Raw genomic sequence first — 18500 nt, 5'->3', positions numbered from 1 at the left:
CATCTGAAACCCTTGGTATTACGTTAATTTGTGCCAAAACTAAAAAAGTTGAAAGGCGCACGGATATATAACCGATAAGTTATACAACTCTATCAATGCCTATATACTACACAGACAAGTTAGAGTGAAAGTCTTACCGTAGTGGCAAGACTTTCAAGTGTGGGCATTGTGGTTGGCATGGGGATGCCGACTTTAATGGAGCCAATAATATTGCACTTGTGGGGCTGTCTATAAACCAGCCTGGAGGCACGGAGTTGTCGTGCAAGCTAAGCCGAACTGTTGAATATGTTCAGCAAAGCTTGTTTGATTACTTCAGGGCTACTGAAAACCCAGACCGAGCGCGATAGCAGGTCTGGGTAGTTTATTCTTTATGGCAGGCGATCGCACTCGGGAGTCTGTTACATTCGAGTAGCCCATCACCTGCCTAGCCTCAGCAAAATGATAGATTTTAACCAGAATATGGAGGTCGCGTGAATTTTCAGTCGGTAATTACGACGTTACATCAGTTCTGGAGCGATCGCGGGTGCCTGATTGCTCAACCCTACGACATCGAAAAAGGTGCGGGAACCAAAAACCCACACACCTTTCTCAGATCCATCGGCGACGAGCCTTGGTCAGTGGCTTACGTGGAACCTTGCCGACGACCAACCGATGGGCGCTACGGGGAAAATCCCAATCGCTTCCAACACTACTACCAGTATCAAGTCCTGCTTAAACCCTCACCCAACACGGTTCAAGAAATTTATCTAGATTCCCTCCGGGCTTTAGGCATTCATCCCGAAGATCATGATATTCGCTTTGTCGAGGATAACTGGGAAGATGCCACAGTCGGAGCGTGGGGAACCGGTTGGGAAGTTTGGCTAGACGGTATGGAAATCACCCAATTTACCTACTTTCAGCAGTGCGGTGGCGTAGACTGTCGCCCGGTTTCCATTGAAATTACCTATGGGTTAGAACGAATCGCCATGTATCTGCAAGAGGTAGATGCGATGACCAAAATCCAGTGGAATGACCAACTTAACTACGGCGATGTTCACCTCCAAGGTGAAATTGAACAATGTACCTATAATTTCGAGGCATCTAACCCCGACTTACTATTGACGCTGTTTGGCTTATACGAGCAAGAAGCCAAGCAACTCATTGACAGAAGTCTTGTACTACCCAGTCTTGACTATGTTCTTAAATGTTCTCATACATTCAATTTACTGGATGCCAGAGGTGTGATTTCAGTAACGGAACGGACACGCTATATTGGCAGAATTCGTAACTTGGCAAGGCGAGTGGCACAACTTTATCTACAGCAACGAGAAGGATTAGGATTTCCGCTCAAGCCATCACCCACCTCTCAAAAGCTATCGGTTTAGGGTTGGCGAATTGAACACCTTCGTCGTGCTTATTCTTTCTTTCATACCGTTTTGGTTTGGAAACCCAGTCTAGCTATCCGATGAATCTTGCCCGTGGTTCGCTACTCAGTTTGGCTTATATTCTTGGCTTATTGTCTACAGCCATTGTCGGCTTGCCTACTCGTAATGTTTCCTGGCAAGAGTACAGCCTCCTAATAGCGAGTGTAATCGGGATAGGCATAATTTGTGCGATCGCACTCCCTCGGATTTGGCGCACCGGACCTAGAGCCAGATTATGGTTGACCGCTAGCTTCATTGCCGTTGTTGCCCTTGTCTATGTCCAACTGCGATTGCCTCAACCTGAACTGAATGACATAAGTAAACTTGTTTCTTCTTTTCAAGGTACGATGCAAGGGCAAGTCGTCACCATTCAAGGCAAAGTCGAAACAGTTCCTCGACTGACGAGATCCCTTAAGGGACAATTTTGGCTAGAAGCCACCCAGCTTAATGAACTAGAAAGCAACGAAAATCGAGGCGCGACGACGCGAGGTGTCACAGGTAAATTATATGTAACCGTGCCTCTATTACAATCGACGGGTCTTTTTCCCGGTCAAACCATTTCCGTCACAGGCGTTTTATACAAACCCAAACCAGCAGCAAATCCTGGCGGTTTTGATTTTGCCACCTATTTGGCAAAAGAAGGGGCATTTGCTGGTTTAAGCGGGCGACAAGTCAGTTTTCCCGATGAAAATCAACAACCGACTTGGGGATGGTGGATTTTACGAGAACGTATTATCCAAGCCCAAGTGCGTCAGTTAGGAAGTCCAACCGGTCCCCTATTAAGTTCGATTGTATTGGGACGCAAAGCCGTCGATTTACCCTATGATATTCGCGACCTCTTTATTAGCACAGGATTCGCTCATATCTTGGCGGCGTCTGGGTTCCATGTGTCATTAATTTTGGGTTCAGTATTAGCGTTAACAAAACCTTGGGGAACAAAAGCGCAATTTGGGATTGGACTAACGGCGTTACTGATTTATGTCGGCTTAACGGGTTTGCAACCGTCAGTTCTGCGAGCTGCCATTATGGGATTAGGTGCATTAGTGGCGCTGCTGACTCATCGGCAAGTTAAACCCTTGGGTTCTCTATTACTCGCCGCGACGATTTTGTTGATTATCAATCCTTTGTGGATCTGGGATTTAGGATTTCAGTTAAGCTTTTTGGCAACCCTGGGATTACTGGTAACTGTACCCCCCCTAGTCAAACACCTCGACTGGCTACCTTCAGTCATTGCCGCTTTGTTCGCTGTTCCCTTAGCGGCACTGTTGTGGACATTACCCTTACAACTGTACGTCTTTGGCATGATTGCCTCTTACAGTGTAGTTGTCAATATCATCGCCACACCATTAATTAGTTTAATTAGCCTTGGGGGTTTCCTGAGTGCCTTAGTTGCATTAATCTCACCCCTAGCAGGTAGCGCGATCGCGGGATTGTTGTACTATCCTCTTCAGGGCTTGCTGGAATTGGTGCGATTTTTTAATGCTTTACCCGGTAGTTCAGTCGCCCTAGGCACGATTTCTCTGGCGCAGTTGCTGCTGCTTTATGGGTTAATTGGCATCACTTGTATCAGTTCTCGCGTGCAGTTACGAGGACTACTAGCGGGTATGATCGCGTTAACCATCGTTGTCTTACCCATTTGGCAAACACAGCTAGAACAGTTTCAAGTTACAGTATTAGCCGCTGATCAAGAACAAGTTGTGGTGATTCAGGATCACGGTCAAGTGACGCTGATCAATAGCGGGGAAACCGATACCGCTAATTTTACCATCTTGCCTTTTTTGCAAAAGCAGGGGATTAATCAAGTAGATTGGGCGGTGGCTGTTGATTCACAACCTCTTCTCCGGAGTGGTTGGGTGTCGATATTGGAAAGTTTGCCCGTTAAGCGGTTCTATGATTTAGCCCATTCAGAACCTTTACCCAATGATACTCAGGCGATCGCACAAGCGGTTCAATCCCAAAATGGAATTTACGAAGTCGTTTCAACTGAACAACGTTTAGCCGTTGGTTCTACAGGTTCTGGAGAAAAAACGACTCTAGAATTAATTAAGGCTCAACCGCCAGTCGTACAGCTTCAAATTAAGGATCAAGTCTGGTTACTCTTGGCAGATATGGCGCCAGATGAGCAAAACCAATTCGCCCAAACGGGTAATCTCCCTCAAATTCAAGTGCTATTGTGGTCAGGGGAACCTCTCACCCCCCGATTGGTAGAGGGACTCAAACCCGACGTTGCGATCGCGTTGGCTGAAATCATTGAACCCCAAGCCGCCAAAGTGCTGCAAAATGCCCAGGTTGAATTGTACTGGACAGGTCGTGATGGGGCGATTCAGTGGACACCTGAACAGGGCTTTGAAACTACCTTGGAGGCTAACCGTACTGATGCAGCGCTTTTGTGAACCATTGAGACGCTTTTGAGATGCTACTCAGTAACAATGAGTGCTACTATCATAAGAACAAAGACCTGGAGAGGTGGCAGAGCGGTTGAATGCGGCAGACTCGAAATCTGTTATGGTGTCACAACCATCGGGGGTTCGAATCCCCCCCTCTCCGTTGAACGTCAATCTGAATTAGAATTAAACCTTGACAGATTGAGCGAACTGTTGTAGAGACGTTCCGCCGGAACGTCTCTACAAAATGATGTGTCCTAACCACTATGGCGGTTGCTATGTCCTTAGTTATGTTTTTTACAGGAACTAATACTAGCTACGCTTCGACTTTCACCCCTCTCCAAAAGGCGACATAGCCCTCAATATTTTTCGCTTTGTCTTTTGCTTGGGGATAGTACCACGCTGCATCCTTATTCTGTTGCCCATCAATTTCGATGGTATAGTAACTGGCTTGACCCTTCCAAGGACAGCTTGTATGGGTGCTGCTTTCCTTGAAATACTGCTGATTAATCGAGTCTGGGGGGAAATAATAGTTTCCTTCTACAATTTGACAGTTGTCGCTCTCAGCGATAACCTTGTCGTTCCAGATGGCTTTAGGCATTGTTACGTTACTTCATAAAGTCTCTAATTCTTATTATGGGGGTAAAGGTACAGAAGGGTGGGGGAATCAGAAAAAATCATCCCCAAGTTTGGTATTATTGGATACATTTTTGGTTAAATTTCTCCGGTTTGCTCAAGTTGAGAGTTGACTCTAAGCACGATGAGTGCATGGAATGCGCTATCAATCAGTGTTTCTCACTGTCCACCTGAGGTTGTTACAATGATTGGGTCATAAGCGCCCACAGCATCCATCATGTATCAGTTGCAATCCTTGGAGGACGCCCTCAAGCAGTTTTTTGGATATGATACCTTCCGCCCAGGACAGCAGCAAATCGTTGAAGAAGCACTTCAGAATCGTGACTTGCTGATTATTATGCCTACAGGGGGCGGTAAGTCACTGTGCTTCCAATTACCCGCCTTACTCAAACCGGGGTTAACGGTGGTGGTATCGCCGTTGATTGCACTGATGCAAGACCAAGTGGATGCCTTAGTGGATAACGGCATTGGGGCAACGTTTCTCAATAGTACCCTGAGTTGGGACGCGGTGCGATCGCGGGAACTGGCGATCCTCAAGGGCAAGATTAAACTGCTCTACGTCGCCCCAGAACGCCTGCTGGGAGAGCGATTTGCACCCTTTTTAGAGCAAGTGCGATCGCAGGTGGGAATTTCTGCCTTTGCTGTTGATGAAGCGCACTGTGTCTCGGCGTGGGGACATGATTTCCGCCCCGAATATCGGCAGATTCAACAGTTACGCCAACGGTATCCCGATATCCCGATGCTAGCCCTTACCGCTACAGCCACAAAGCGGGTGCAGCAGGATATTGTCCAACAACTCAATCTCAAGCAAGCCAGTATCCATATTGCTAGTTTTAACCGCCCTAACCTCTACTACGAAATTCAACCCAAACAGCGCCAAAGCTATAATCAACTCTTCAAAAAAGTTCAATCCTATAAAGGCTCAGGGATTATCTATTGTCTCAGTCGTCGCAGCGTTGAAGAAGTGGCTTTTCGACTGCAAAAAGATGGCGTTTCTGCCTTACCGTACCATGCAGGGATGAGTGATACTGACCGCTCAACAAATCAAAATCGTTTTATTCGAGATGACGTACAAGTGATGGTGGCAACCATTGCCTTTGGCATGGGAATCAACAAACCGGATGTCCGCTTTGTGATTCACTACGATTTACCCCGAAATTTAGAAGGTTATTATCAAGAATCAGGACGAGCCGGACGAGATGGAGAACCTGCTTATTGTACGCTTTTTTATAGTCCAGGTGATATTCCCCGACTCGATTATTTTATTGATCAAAAACCTGATCCAACAGAACAGCGTGTTGCCCGTCAACAGTTACAGCAAATACGAGACTACGCCGAAGGAACGGATTGTCGCCGCACCATTTTACTCAGATATTTTGGTGAACGGTTTAAGGGAAATTGCGATAACTGCGATAACTGTTGCCATCCTAAACCGATTGAAGATTGGACGATTGAAGCGCAAAAGTTTTTGTCCTGTGTGGCGCGTTGTCGAGAACGGTTTGGCATGAATCACATTATTGATGTGCTGCGGGGTTCACAGAAAAAGAAGGTGGAACAGAATGGACATCACCTCCTCTCGACTTATGGAATCGGTAAGGATAAAAGCATTGACGCTTGGAAAATGCTGGCGCGATCGCTCCTGCATCAGGGGTTAATGGATGAAACAACGGATGGATATCGGGTACTGAAGCTAAATAAACTGAGTTGGGAAGTTCTTCGCAAGCAACGTTCTGTGAATATTGCAATTACCCAAACCCCAGTGGCAAAGGCTTTATCGGATATTAATCCAAGAACGGCAGAAATTGAACTGCTGTTTGAGAGATTGCGAAAGCTACGCAAACAAATCGCTGATACTCAATCGATTCCGCCTTATGTTATTTTCGCTGATTCTAGCCTGAAGTTAATGGCACAAGTCAAACCCAAAACCCTGGAGGAGTTTGCTCAAATATCAGGTATAACGGCTCATAAGTTGACTCAGTATGGAGAGCGGTTTGTTTCGGAAGTTAGAGAATTTTGCCAGGAGCAAAAGTTACCTGTACCTCTGCCTTCAAATAGTCAAATGACGACCTTACAACTGTATCAGCAAGGATTGAGTATAGAGGAAATTGCTGAAAGACGGGGTTATATTCCTAGCACTATTCTTACTCATTTGAGTGAGCTAATTGAAAAGAATCAACCCGTGGATTTAAACCGATTGGTGCCAGTCGAACGGCAAAAGCCAATCTTGCAAGCGATTCAGAAGGTTGGCACTAACTCCCTGAGAAGCTTGCGGGAACAGTTGGGAGAGGATTATAGTTATGATGAAATTCGCCTCGTGCGATCGTGGTGGATTCGGGAGAAGAGTTGAGAATTGATGCTTGTTTTTACCATTAGATTAGGTTAAATATCGCTGAAGTCTAAAACCTGAGTTGCAACCGAAGAGATAGTAGGGGCGGGTTTAGTAACATCGGGTTGCAACCGAAGAGATAGTGGTGAAACCCGCCCCTACACAATTCACACTCACCTTGTACTGGTTCACAAATTGACAATGGATAATGAACAATGGATAATGACCTCTCCTTAAAAGAAGAGGATTGAAATTAATGAAAATCTTTTTTAATTTCTTCGTAAACGAAGAGGTATTAGACCCAATTAATCAATTATCAATTATCAATTATTAATTATCAATTATTAATTATCCATTGATAAAAAGTGACTTATTTTTACCACGGATTCCCCACCATAGTGAAAGATGCCCAATAATAAGGATGGGTAAAATCTTGTGATTGTGGCAGTTCAGAGGGTAATAAAATCGTTCCCGCAGACGTAATCAGTTGACCATTTATCAGTTGAACTTGCCCCTTAAGCATGTCGATTTGCACCTGTCGTAAGGCTTCTGCTTTAATTGGAGCGGTTTTTAAGTGATTATAAAATTGGGTCATTAGCGCTAATGTGCCTTCATCACTGACGTACCACAAACTAGCTAAGGTTGATTTTACTCCCGCTTGCACTGCTAATCCAGCAAAGCCTAACTCAGCATTTTCATCCCCTAATGCAGTTCGACAGGCGCTGAGTACAAGTAATTCTACAGCGGGATTATTCCACCCCAATTCTGGTAATTGATCAAGGCGTAGCTTACTATTCCATAACTGAATATAAGAATTAGAGATCGCACCGGGACGAAAATCGGCATGGGTGGCGAGGTGAACAATGCCAAAGGGTTGTTTTTTTCGTTGGGCTTTAAGATTATCTAGAGTAAAGCCTTCATCCAGGAAAAATTCACCTTGCCATAGTTTCTGGGTGATTACTTCTAGTTCCACAGGAACGGCGGGTAAAGGCTTTTGATCGCTAAATTTTGCTGCCCCCATCGCCAATACTTGGGTATCTTTCACACTTTGGAAGCGGGTATCGGTGAGGCTTAAACTGGGCATAATTCCTACACTATAATTCTCGATTAAAAATCGCTGTTCGTTGTGTAGGGCAGCTACGGGAATAGAACGTAAACCTTTATCCATAACAAACACCAGGTTTTCAATGCCTTGGGCTTTTAAGTCAGCTTCCAATGGCGTAATCAACCATTCGTAGAGTTGTTTCGCTGGGGTTAAGTAACCCTTCGCATCTCGAACATTGGTTACAGTTTGTTGAAACTGTTGCGCCACTTGTAAAACTTCAGCGCGGGTGATAGGTATGGATTTCTGAATGGGCTCTCCTTGGGCTGTCACTAAGACGAGATCTAGCTGATCATTATCCTGGGGGGTAGCGGATGAGGAAGAGATGCTACTGGGAACAAACATTACATAAATTAATGCTGGTTTGACCCCTGTTGCTTGGTTAATATCTTGCAATAGTTGACGCGCCTCACTTAGGGTGAGAATTTGAGTACCTGATTTGTCAAGATAGGATTCAAATTCTTGCGTATAAGCCGAATCAATTGTGCCAAATAGGGTGTCAATACTTACAGATGGTAAGCTGGTTTCAACTGGAAGTTTTGAAGGCGACTCTTCTTGGGGAAGCAGTCTTTGTGAGGGGGAAAATTCAGGCGGGATTGGGTTTAGGGTTTCCGGTGTAATCAGTTGAATCTGACTTGGTGCGATTCCCTGGGTATAGGGATTGGGATAGGAACCCTGGATAATTTGATTATCGTTTCCTGTCGCGATCGCGCCTCTGGTACCATTGATATCGTTGTAGTCTTCCCCGACGGTGAAGGGGATAATTCGCCCTCCCTGATGGCGAATTGTCACTGATCCACCTCCATTCCCGCCTGCGGTGGAGATACTGGTTGTTGTACCTGTGCGATCGCCAAATGTACCAGTTGCTCGGAAAAATTGTTCTGTGGTAATATCTACACTACCACCCCTGCCGTTTGTTCCACCTTGAGCATTAATCGAATCAACTTCGATATCGCCTTCTGGATCTAAGGTGACATCTCCAGCATTGCCCTGAGTTGCACTGGAATTGATTGCACCGGTTTGAATCTCGGTTTTGGCTTTTACTGTAATATCTCCGCCTTGATTCACTCCTGATGTATTCAGATTTCCAGTCGTGACAGCCCCTTGATTACTGGTGAGAGAAATTCCGGAATTGGCAGTAATATCGTTTACGTCAATCTCTTGATTTGCCTGTAGGCTAATCGTTGCATTATCGAATCCAGTAATTATACCTGTAGCGGTGATCGAACCTGAACCTATGGGTGATATGATAGTCACTGGGTCACTAAACGTGAGATTTCCATTGAGTGCGATCGCGCCACTACCATTCTCTCTACCAATCCTCAGACTCTGGAATCCTTCTTCAAACACGCCTGCGGTGAGGGTAAAGTCTTGAGTGGGATTTAACGGTTGCAAAACCAGATTAGTATTCGATCCCGTTACCATTGCACCCAAGGTAATCTCTGATCCGGTTAGGGATAAATCCGATAAGACAGCCAGGGAATCTTGGATATTTAAACGAGTCGCGGTAACATTTGTGCCAAATTGGGTAATTCCTCCAGCGTCAGTGATGAGACTGTTTAACGGCGTCACACTACCCACAGCACCTGAGAATATAGTAGTTCCGGTACTAAAGATGCGTAACGTGCGATCGCCATCCACGATACCATCAAATCTGATCGTACCACCTGCCGCATTCAGGTCAACATCAGCCCCTAAATTAACCCTGTCTCCTAAGAATGTAAGATTACCGCCTGCGGTTGTAATCTTAGAATTAAGCCTTGTCGTAGCAGCATTGAGGGTAATCGCGGCATTATTTTCACCCATCACTATACCATTGACAACAATGTCTCCCCTAGGCGACTGAATCGTAACGGGATCACTGAACGTAAAATTCTCATCCAGTGTAATTGTACCACCCCCTGATTCTCGACCAATGGTTATAGTCGGAAAACCGTCTTTAAATATCCCACCATTTAAACTAAAGTCTTGGTTAGGATTTAGAGGTTGAAGAGTTAAGGTTTTATTTGTGCTTGTCTCAATTGAACTCAAGTCAATGGCTGCAGCGGTTAGGGATAAATTGGATAGCACATCTACCAGATCTTGCAAATTCAACCGATTTGCCGTAACGTTTCCCTGGAATTGAGTTATTCCGCCAGCATCTGTGGTGAGAGTATCGAGTGGGGTAGCACTACCAACCGCGCCGCCAAATGTGATTGTACCCGAGCTTAATATTGTCAAATCATGATTACCATCAACTGTACCCTGAAAGCCAATCGGGTTACTACCACTGTTGAGAGTAACGTCATTACTCAGTTCAACCTTGTCTGCATTAAAAGCTATACCACCGCCTTCAGTAGTGATATTAGCATTTAGGTTAATACTTGTGCTATTGAGTGTAATTGAAGCATCATCTGTGCCACTAACATTGCCCTTAATCACTATCACTCCATCAGGCAATTCAATCGTTACCGGATCACTGAAAGTAAGATTGCTTAAATCAATTTGCCCATCACTATTCAGATTGCGGATTGTCAGACTTTTAAAACCATCCTGGAATCCCGTTTCATCTTGGGAATTCTCTGTTCCTGCTAGGCTAAATATATCAGCCGTATTTGACGATTGAAGAATCAGATTACGATTTGTCCCCGTAATCGTTGAACCAAACTCAATTTTATCTGCCGTTAACGATAAATCGAACAGCACCTCTACTGAATCTTGGATGTCAAGTTGATTAGCCGTAATATTTTTATTAATTTGGGTGGTTCCCGCTTCATCTGTACTGATGGTGTTTAAACGATTGATACTGCCAACTTCACCAAAAAAGCTCGTTACTCCAGGGTTTAATATAGTCAAATCATGAGTTCCATCAACGGTGTTATTGAAGTTGATTTGACTATTTTCATTCGTGCTGATAACGAGGTCAGCTTTTAACTCAAGGTTTGACCTGAAATCGATTCTCGAAGATAGCTGCACCTCGCCCAGTGTCAAGGTTAATGTTGAATTTGACAGCACTTCTACACTATTATTAAATTCTAGCTGATTGGCAGTTATATCACGATTAATGATCGTTTTTCCATTAGCATCAGTGCTGATAACATTTAATGAATTGAGACTACCCACAATACCATTAAATATTGCTGTACCCGTATCCGTATTTAAACTTAAATCATACTCTCCATCAACTGTTCCATTCAAGGTAACATTACCACCACTCGTATTGAAACTGACATTGCCCCCAAGCTGGAGAGGATTATCGAGAGTGAGGTCATTCCCTCCCGTGTTTACGGTTATTTCTTCCCCTGTAAATGCTTGAATATCTAAGACTCCTGTGCCTCTGATATAGGGAAGTTCTGGTTTAATCGACGCTGGCAAAAGCTGGATCTCATTGCTTGTCAGGCTAATTTTACCCCCGATAGAACCATTAGACTCTATCCCTCTTGCCAAAATTATTTCGGCTTCAAGAGTGATATTTCCGCCAGTACCAGAACAACCATCATCCTGACTACAGGATTGTATTGTTCCTTCATTAACACCTTCATTATCGATGCGGGTAGTGGTATCAATTTGTCCACCGCTTCTAATTACAATATTTCCACCATTATCACCACTTGACTGGATATTCCCACTAATAACATCCCCGCCAGCAATCACTTGAATATTACCACCATCTCCATTGCTTCTGCTTTTAGCTAGAATATTGGCTACGTCAATACTTCCATTAGGCGCTTCAAGGGTAATATTTCCAGAATTCCCGTTTATACTATCCGATACGATATTTCTCAAGACGCCCGGTGTAATACCGATAATGTTTCCATTCGTCGTTTTAATATAAATATCACCACCTTGACCCGAACCTGTTGTTCCTCGCCAAGCCGTATCAATTCCGGTAAATCTAATATCACCCACCGCTTCAAAAATCACCGAACCCGCATCAAAGTCAACATTGGTAGAATTTGTTCTAATTCTAGCGACTTGAATATTACCTGTATCTGAGCGCAGAATTAGGGATGGCGTTGTGGTTAGAAGCACAAAATCTGGATCAGTAGTAGGAATCATCCCCGATTGATCAGGTTCTGTAATCGTAATATTTCTTCCCCGAATGTCACCTGTCGCCTCAACCTTAAGTGCAGGTCCACTGTAAGCTCCAACGTTATAATTTCCCCCAGAGGTAATAATTGGATCATAAAAACTAACAAAGTTAGCGGGTTCTCCTAATAGGTTCAGAATTGAGAAATCACCGCCACTCTTCAAATGGGCATCTACCGAGATGGAACCATTACTGACTAAAGTCAAATTACCACCACTTTGAAAAGGTGTTCCCGGGTGATTCAGCGTCAGAATATCAATACTTTGTTCACCCTGAATAGTAAGATCCCCCCCCGCTTCTACCCTAAATGGATTCGCCACACTATCCCGCACCTGTACTGTATCCTGCGCTAATAGTTGTAAATCACCTGTTGTGGTTAACTGACTCTCCACCAAGCTGAGATTATTCTCTGCTGAAAGTAACGCCGTTCCTCCAGTTACCGTATTGGCAACCACATCACCATTATTAATTGAAATACCTGAACCTGTTAGGGCAACTTCACCCTGATCATTCACCGACAAACCCGTAGCATTACTAACGGTTCCTCCCGTTAGCAGTTGCGGAAGAGAAAGGGGAGTAAACGGAACTTCAGTCGCAGCGATGGGAACGTCTAAACTCAACAAATGTCCCGCTTGGCTAATCCGAACCCATTGATTACCAGGAACCGTGGCTACAGTAATTTGACCCTCTGGGGCGACTAATTCACCCGTACTCACAACCGTACCGCCAATTAAACTCAGCTTCTGCCCAGAATCGACTTTTAGGATGCCTGTGTTTACAATAGAACCCGGTTCAGGTGTGTTAAAGACAAAGCCATTGGGTTCTCCCACCAGAGACTTGTAATCATTAATCCCTGTAGCATTAAATAAATTATCGCCAAAACTAATACCTGTCGCCGTTGTAGCAGTAAACGCGGCGGGGACGTTTAATTGAGCATCATTGCCAAAGATAATACCCGCCGGATTCATCAAAAACAGATTAGATGTGCCGCCACTGATTTGGATTAACCCATTAATAATTGATAGATCACCGCCAGTAATCCGTGAGAGAATATTCTGTAGGGATGGGTTGGATAAAAAATTGGCAATTTGTCCAGAGTCTAAGCCAAACTCACTAAAACTGTGGAAGAGATTCGCGCCATCTCCTGACAATTTCCCCCCCTGAATATCGAAACGGTTGCCATCTGGAGTCACAATTGTATTGGTACTGTCATCGGAAACAATGGGTTGGGTTAACCCCGATGACATGAACCCGAGGGTGGTTAGGCATAAAGTTAGGGTTGAGAGTATTTTCAGGTAGATGGGGGCTGACATAGGCTTCTCCTGAGGGAGGTAATTCCTCTATAATTTTCTAGGGTTTGATTTGCCAATGGTGGGACTCGTTGGGGACAGATACACCCATCCCAGGGAATCCACGCGAGGGAAAGGATCAGAGGAAAAGCCGTAAAAGCCTTGAATTCGTTACCTTACCCTGGTTTCGCGTTTGATTGATATGGCAGGCACACCCTAGATTGTCAGGTTTCCCGAATGCCGAGAATTACTGGCAAAACTTTTCGACGCAGCGAACAAATAGTTCTACTCCCATTGCTAACACAGTTTCATCAAAATCAAACCGGGGGTGGTGATGGGGATAGGCTAAATCTTTACTGGGATTCGCTGAACCCAAAAAGAAATAGCAACCCGGTACAGCCTCTAGGAAAAATGACATATCTTCCCCGCCCATGGTTTGGCATTCTGGTACAATTCCTGTGGGTGTTTCGACGATTTCTGCCGCTACAGATCGCACCAATTCGGCTATCTGTGAGTCATTGATTACAGGCGGATAAAGCGGCTGGTAGTCTAGTTCGTACTGCGCCCCGTGACTCTGACAAATACCTGCAATCACTTGCTCGATGCGCTGGCTGAAATAACCCCCTAATTGCGGATTAAAATACCGCACTGTGCCGCTCATTTGGGCGCTGTCAGCAATGACATTAAACGCTGTACCAGCTTGAAACATTCCCACTGTAACCACGGCTGAATCAATGGGGTCAACATTACGAGCCACAATGGTTTGCAAGGCGTTGACCACTTGAGTAGCGATAACGATCGCGTCTAGGGTTTGATGGGGCATTGCCCCATGTCCCCCCTTGCCTAAAATTTTACACTGAAAACGCTCGCTTGCTGCCATTAAGGTACCACTGCGAACGCCAACTGTTCCGAGGGGTAAATTGTTCCACAAATGTAGCCCAATCATAGCATCGACTTGCGGATTTTTTAAGACGCCAGCTTCGATCATCGGCTTAGCGCCTCCGGGTCCTTCTTCGGCGGGTTGAAAAATGAATTTGACGGTTCCGGCAAAGTCTTGGCGGTGTTGGGAAAGATAGAAGGCTGTGCCTAATGCGATCGCAGTATGTCCATCATGACCGCAAGCGTGCATAATTCCATCATGTTGCGATCGGTAGGGAACATCATTTTCTTCTTGAACGGGCAATGCATCCATATCCGCCCGAATCGCTAACACCGGACCTGTGCGATCGCTCTTTATTATGGCAACGATCCCGGTTTGGGCAATACCCGTTTGATGTTCAATTCCCCACTCCTGTAACTTTTGGGAAACAAATGCAGAGGTTAGGTGTTCAGTAAACCCTAATTCCGGGTGCTGGTGCAAGCGCCGACGCCACTCGACTAGCTGAGATTCCAGGGCGCGAATCTCACGTCGGATCTCAGAACCGTTAACGGTAGGGGGAGTAGAAGACGTAAAAACCATGATTGTTTAACAACTTGTAATACTATACCTAGGACTCAAAGATGCCTCCGGAGCAAATCTAGAGGTATCTTCCTTTAATACTAAATCCGGGTTACTCTCGTCCCCTTGTAGATCCCCCTCTCATCCCCTGGTAGATCTCCCTTCCGTGCCCCTTAAAAAGGGGGATACTAGAAGTTGCTTCGCTTTTAGTCAGTATCCATTCCCCAAACTACACCAGCCAACCTACCCGCCTGTGCGACTAGTGATTGTAACTGTGAAGACTTCAGCTTTTAAGATTGTCTCTACAATATTTTGGCTCTGTTCTGGTTCCTCTGAGGGAAATAATAAGGGGGCAATCAAACCGAATATAATCCCGCCAATGACCACAATTTCTACAACAATCAGTAGCGTATTTCGTTTCATATCATGTTTATCTAAACAGTTATCATTTCCCCGTTTCCTGTTCCCTATCCTTAGCACAACACTTATGCAGCAACCCCTAAGTATTCAACCGGATATGATATCATCTATCTTCCCGCCGACCGAATGAACGCATTGTCTGAATCCACTTTTTTGGAGAATCGTTTGGACGATAGTTTAGCTTAAATATGGATATCCATAATGGTAATCCTCCTACCTTTGCACTGACTAATAAGTGAATGGCTAAACATCCAACTAATATCACCCATCCGGTTAGGTGTAAATAATACCAGATATGATTTAATTCCCCATTGGGTAACCATTCTTCTTTGATCATACTGCCAGTCATCAAGGAAAAGGTAATGGCTAATAACATCACTGTATTAATAATCCGATGCAGGCTATACCAACCGATAGGTTTACCCAATTGTCTAAGCTTTTGAAACGAATCGGGTTGAATGAGGCGTCTAGACCCTAGATGAAAACTGTATAATGCAAAGGCTGGCATTACCCCTAGGAGTAAGGTTTTGCCAAATGTGCCATGAATGCCAATAATATCTGGAATTTGGGGCAGAGACAGTTGTCCGAATCGCCCATCATAGGTATCATAAACCCAGTAGGAGGTGATGATAGCTAAAATGGCAATCAGAGCATTGATACCATGCAACAGTCTCAGAAGTAAGGGTTGATAAGGGGTAGCACGAGACATGGTTCAGGTTATCTCGATCAAAATATTCATCTAGAATAACACTCGCCCTGACAATATGAGTCAGGGCGGGTTTTGTTGATCCTTTCGCAGTTATTAAGCTGTTCGCTATTTAAACCTTAATGTCAACAACTGCAAAATCGTTGTCAGGCGAGCATCTATCCCAATTTACAGGGATGGAAACTGCGTCACATGAGCCACGGCTTGCAGGGTGAGTTGACCTTCTTGGACATGCAAATGATGCATACGTAGCGATATCCCTGGCATCTCAAAGTGACTCAAGTGTAATATTTTACCCGCCTTGGTTACTAATGCTTGAGTGAATTCTGGTGAGAGTTCTTTTCCTTGGGCGTATTCCACCTTCTCTAGTACCACGCTGCGCCCGTCATCACTTACTCTAGGAGTAGTGGTGAAGGACACTCGTTGAGTTTCATTACTTTGAGCTAGCCGGACGTCAGCATCAAGAGCAACTCGACCTTCGGCTAAGAGGCGACAATGTACCTGCTTGACGTTGAGAGTTTGCGGCTTACCATCCACCTGAACCTTGAGTGAGCGAAGCTGAGTCCCTAACACATCTGAGTTGAAGGCACGGTTAAGATCAACCTGGGCAATCACAATCCGTGCTGTTCCCTGAGTCGGTTGGGTCAGTTCAATGTTACCCGTTAAGGCTTTGAAGGGAGCAACCGCAATGGTTTCTAGGCGGATAACCATCTCTTGTAGACGGATATCGTGTTCCATGATTAACCCCTCACCGTAAATCGCCAGGGATTCTAATTGACCCTTGGCTAACAGAGAAGGGTCTGTTTTGACTCGCACCTCGAGTTTTTTGGCATCATCGATTTGGCTGGAAAGCGCCAGCGTCGCAATTCTGTTCAGGGTCTGTTCTCCAAGGCGGTCTAGGGTCAGCACGCGATCGCTCCTTTATCAGCCGTGTTATCTTCTCATTATATTAAGAAACGTTAATTTGTGGATCTACTCTGGGAGAGAAACACAGGCAGAAAATGAATGGAAAAAGAACAATTACAAAATCTTGACCAGCAAAGGATTCAATTTGTCCGCATTCTCTGGTGCGACAATGCCAATATTATCCGGGGCAAGGCAGTCCACCGAAAAGCCCTATCAGAATACCTCATCCATGGTGTGGGTATTTCTGCGGCTCAACAAGCCATTCCGGTTATGTATGATGCGCCTGTTGCTGGGAGTGGGTTTGGACCTGTGGGAGAAATCCGTCTCGTGCCAGACTGGAGTACGCTGAACCCTTTACCCTATTGCCCAGGTCATGCCCGTGTCATGGGCGATATGATCCTAAATGGTGTGCCTTGGAGTCTTTGTCCACGCAATTTTCTCAAACGCATGGTTGCAGAGGCTAACCAAGAGGGGTTAGAGGTGATTGCCGCATTTGAGAATGAGTTCTATCTCTTGCAGCGAAACGCTGAGGGCATTGTACCTGCGGATGAAACGGTATTTGCATCGACGATGGCAATGGATTTGCATCAAGGGATTATTGATCACATTGCGGCAGCTTTGATTGAGCAGGGAATGCTAGTTGAACAATATTATCCCGAATCCGGTTCCGGTCAGCAGGAAATCTCCATCCTCTACACCAACGCCCTAAGTGCGGCAGATCAACAGATTGCCTTCCGGGAAACTGTCAAAGCGATCGCACTCCAACATTATCGTATCGCCTCATTCTTACCGAAAATCTTTGCTGATCAAGCGGGTAGCGGTTGTCACCTACACCTGAGTCTCTGGCGAGAGGGCGAAAATCTCATCCCCCATCCAGACGGAAATGGCGAACTTTCGGATATTGCGCGTCACTTTATCGCAGGAATTCTGCACCACCTACCTGCTTTGATGGCACTGACAACACCCACTATCAATTCTTACCGCCGCTTGCTACCCCAGTGTTGGAGTGGGGCATTCCGGTGTTGGGGATTAGATAATCGGGAAGCGGCTGTGCGTGTCCCTACCCATCCTGAACCCCCGAGTCCGTCTCATTTTGAATTCAAAACTGTGGATGCTACAGCGAATCCCTACTTAGCATTAGGGGCAACGATTGCAGCGGGAGTTGATGGTATCCACCAAGGCTTAGAACTGGCAACGCCTGTATCTGTAGATCCCGGTACGATGACGGATGTTGAACGCCAAGGGGCTAATATTGAACGATTGCCCAGTACGTTAGCTGAGTCGATAGAACAGCTTAGAAATGACTCGGTACTCCTTAATGCCTTGGGTGAAGAGTTGGCTCATGTTTATTTAGCAGTACGACAAGCCGAGTGGGAGGCGATGAGGGATTTCGATTTAGACGCTGAAGTCAAGCTTTTATTAGAGCGATATTGAATTCGCACAGCTAAGGTGGGCATTGCCCACCCTACTATAACTTTACAAATTTTTAATCAAAGCGATAAGCAAAAATACTTATACTAGAAATTAAGATGCCTCCCCTGCTCTAGGAGACAAGGAAGAAATACCAGAGCAATCCCAACAGTCAACCGGAGGTTGGACATGAGTTTCACCAACCTTGCCCTAAAAGGGACAAAGATTGACCAAGCCAGTTTGGACAACGTAAGCGGTGAATAGCTCGGGTTGAGCCTAGTTCTGGCACAGACTTGGGAATACTTCCCTAGTTCGGACTAGCCTCTAAGCCTAATTGGTTAGGCGTTGGGTAATGCCAAGACATCTTGGACTGGGTGGGCGAAGGGACTTATTACAGGGTTTGCTGGTTCC

General features: G+C 45.3%; 10 protein-coding genes, 1 tRNA gene and 1 pseudogene. 6 read left to right on the top strand and 6 right to left on the bottom strand.

Annotated elements, in window-relative coordinates; all coding sequences use genetic code 11:
* Window positions 1–128: 128 nt before the first annotated feature.
* From RLO19_RS25385 to RLO19_RS25370, 4 genes and pseudogenes are all read left to right on the top strand, one after another.
* Window positions 129–347, top strand: a pseudogene (locus tag RLO19_RS25385) (RNA-guided endonuclease InsQ/TnpB family protein); the annotation flags it as partial.
* Between the two features lie 123 nt (window positions 348–470).
* Entirely contained in the window at window positions 471–1364 is an 894-nt protein-coding gene (gene glyQ, locus RLO19_RS25380; protein ID WP_446360177.1) for a glycine--tRNA ligase subunit alpha, read from the top strand.
* Window positions 1365–1444: 80 nt separating this feature from the next.
* Entirely contained in the window at window positions 1445–3796 is a 2352-nt protein-coding gene (locus RLO19_RS25375; protein ID WP_446360176.1) for a ComEC/Rec2 family competence protein, read from the top strand.
* Between the two features lie 67 nt (window positions 3797–3863).
* A tRNA-Ser gene (locus tag RLO19_RS25370) sits at window positions 3864–3950 on the top strand.
* A gap of 153 nt (window positions 3951–4103) precedes the next feature.
* Here the strand turns inward: RLO19_RS25370 and RLO19_RS25365 are convergent.
* Window positions 4104–4388, bottom strand: a complete 285-nt coding sequence (locus RLO19_RS25365) for a DUF427 domain-containing protein (RefSeq protein WP_446360175.1) — start codon at window positions 4386–4388, stop codon at window positions 4104–4106.
* 252 nt (window positions 4389–4640) lie between these two features.
* Here RLO19_RS25365 and recQ point away from each other — a divergent pair, with 252 nt between their 5' ends.
* Window positions 4641–6770 carry a DNA helicase RecQ gene (gene recQ, locus RLO19_RS25360; protein WP_446360174.1) on the top strand — a complete coding sequence of 710 codons (2130 nt, stop codon included), beginning with the start codon at window positions 4641–4643 and terminating at the stop codon, window positions 6768–6770.
* A 355-nt stretch (window positions 6771–7125) separates the two neighbouring features.
* On the opposite strand, the gene RLO19_RS25355 is transcribed toward recQ, so the two are convergent.
* The 5 genes from RLO19_RS25355 to RLO19_RS25335 all read right to left on the bottom strand — a co-directional run bounded on the left by RLO19_RS25355 (window position 7126) and on the right by RLO19_RS25335 (window position 16682).
* Window positions 7126–13233 (bottom strand): CHAT domain-containing protein, encoded by a 6108-nt coding sequence (locus RLO19_RS25355; RefSeq protein WP_446360173.1) that lies wholly within the window; start codon window positions 13231–13233, stop codon window positions 7126–7128.
* Between the two features lie 223 nt (window positions 13234–13456).
* Entirely contained in the window at window positions 13457–14668 is a 1212-nt protein-coding gene (locus tag RLO19_RS25350; protein ID WP_446360172.1) for a M20 family metallopeptidase, read from the bottom strand.
* Between the two features lie 222 nt (window positions 14669–14890).
* Complete coding sequence (locus tag RLO19_RS25345) at window positions 14891–15070, bottom strand: hypothetical protein (protein WP_446360171.1); 180 nt, start codon at window positions 15068–15070, stop codon at window positions 14891–14893.
* 100 nt (window positions 15071–15170) lie between these two features.
* A complete protein-coding gene (locus RLO19_RS25340; protein WP_446360170.1) occupies window positions 15171–15776 on the bottom strand; it encodes a cytochrome b/b6 domain-containing protein in 606 nt (201 codons plus the stop codon).
* 165 nt (window positions 15777–15941) lie between these two features.
* Window positions 15942–16682: an LmeA family phospholipid-binding protein gene (locus RLO19_RS25335; RefSeq protein ID WP_446360169.1), complete on the bottom strand. Its 741-nt coding sequence runs from the start codon at window positions 16680–16682 to the stop codon at window positions 15942–15944.
* A 96-nt stretch (window positions 16683–16778) separates the two neighbouring features.
* Here RLO19_RS25335 and RLO19_RS25330 point away from each other — a divergent pair, with 96 nt between their 5' ends.
* Window positions 16779–18113: a glutamine synthetase family protein gene (locus tag RLO19_RS25330; RefSeq protein ID WP_446360168.1), complete on the top strand. Its 1335-nt coding sequence runs from the start codon at window positions 16779–16781 to the stop codon at window positions 18111–18113.
* Window positions 18114–18500: the final 387 nt, after the last annotated feature.

Source organism: Coleofasciculus sp. G2-EDA-02, from assembly GCF_040226375.1.
In the GTDB taxonomy this organism is placed as follows: Bacteria; Cyanobacteriota; Cyanobacteriia; order Cyanobacteriales; family Coleofasciculaceae; genus Coleofasciculus.
This window is presented reverse-complemented; position numbering and strand designations above follow the sequence as displayed.

Bases quoted from the DNA above. Each gene is read 5' to 3' on its own strand.
- RLO19_RS25375 (WP_446360176.1), top strand. From the start codon at position 1,445: ATGAATCTTGCCCGTGGTTCGCTACTCAGTTTGGCTTATATTCTTGGC.
- RLO19_RS25330 (WP_446360168.1), top strand. From the start codon at position 16,779: ATGGAAAAAGAACAATTACAAAATCTTGACCAGCAAAGGATTCAATTT.
- RLO19_RS25350 (WP_446360172.1), bottom strand. From the start codon at position 14,668: ATGGTTTTTACGTCTTCTACTCCCCCTACCGTTAACGGTTCTGAGATC.
- RLO19_RS25365 (WP_446360175.1), bottom strand. From the start codon at position 4,388: ATGCCTAAAGCCATCTGGAACGACAAGGTTATCGCTGAGAGCGACAAC.
- RLO19_RS25355 (WP_446360173.1), bottom strand. From the start codon at position 13,233: ATGTCAGCCCCCATCTACCTGAAAATACTCTCAACCCTAACTTTATGC.
- RLO19_RS25340 (WP_446360170.1), bottom strand. From the start codon at position 15,776: ATGTCTCGTGCTACCCCTTATCAACCCTTACTTCTGAGACTGTTGCAT.
- RLO19_RS25345 (WP_446360171.1), bottom strand. From the start codon at position 15,070: ATGAAACGAAATACGCTACTGATTGTTGTAGAAATTGTGGTCATTGGC.
- recQ (WP_446360174.1), top strand. From the start codon at position 4,641: ATGTATCAGTTGCAATCCTTGGAGGACGCCCTCAAGCAGTTTTTTGGA.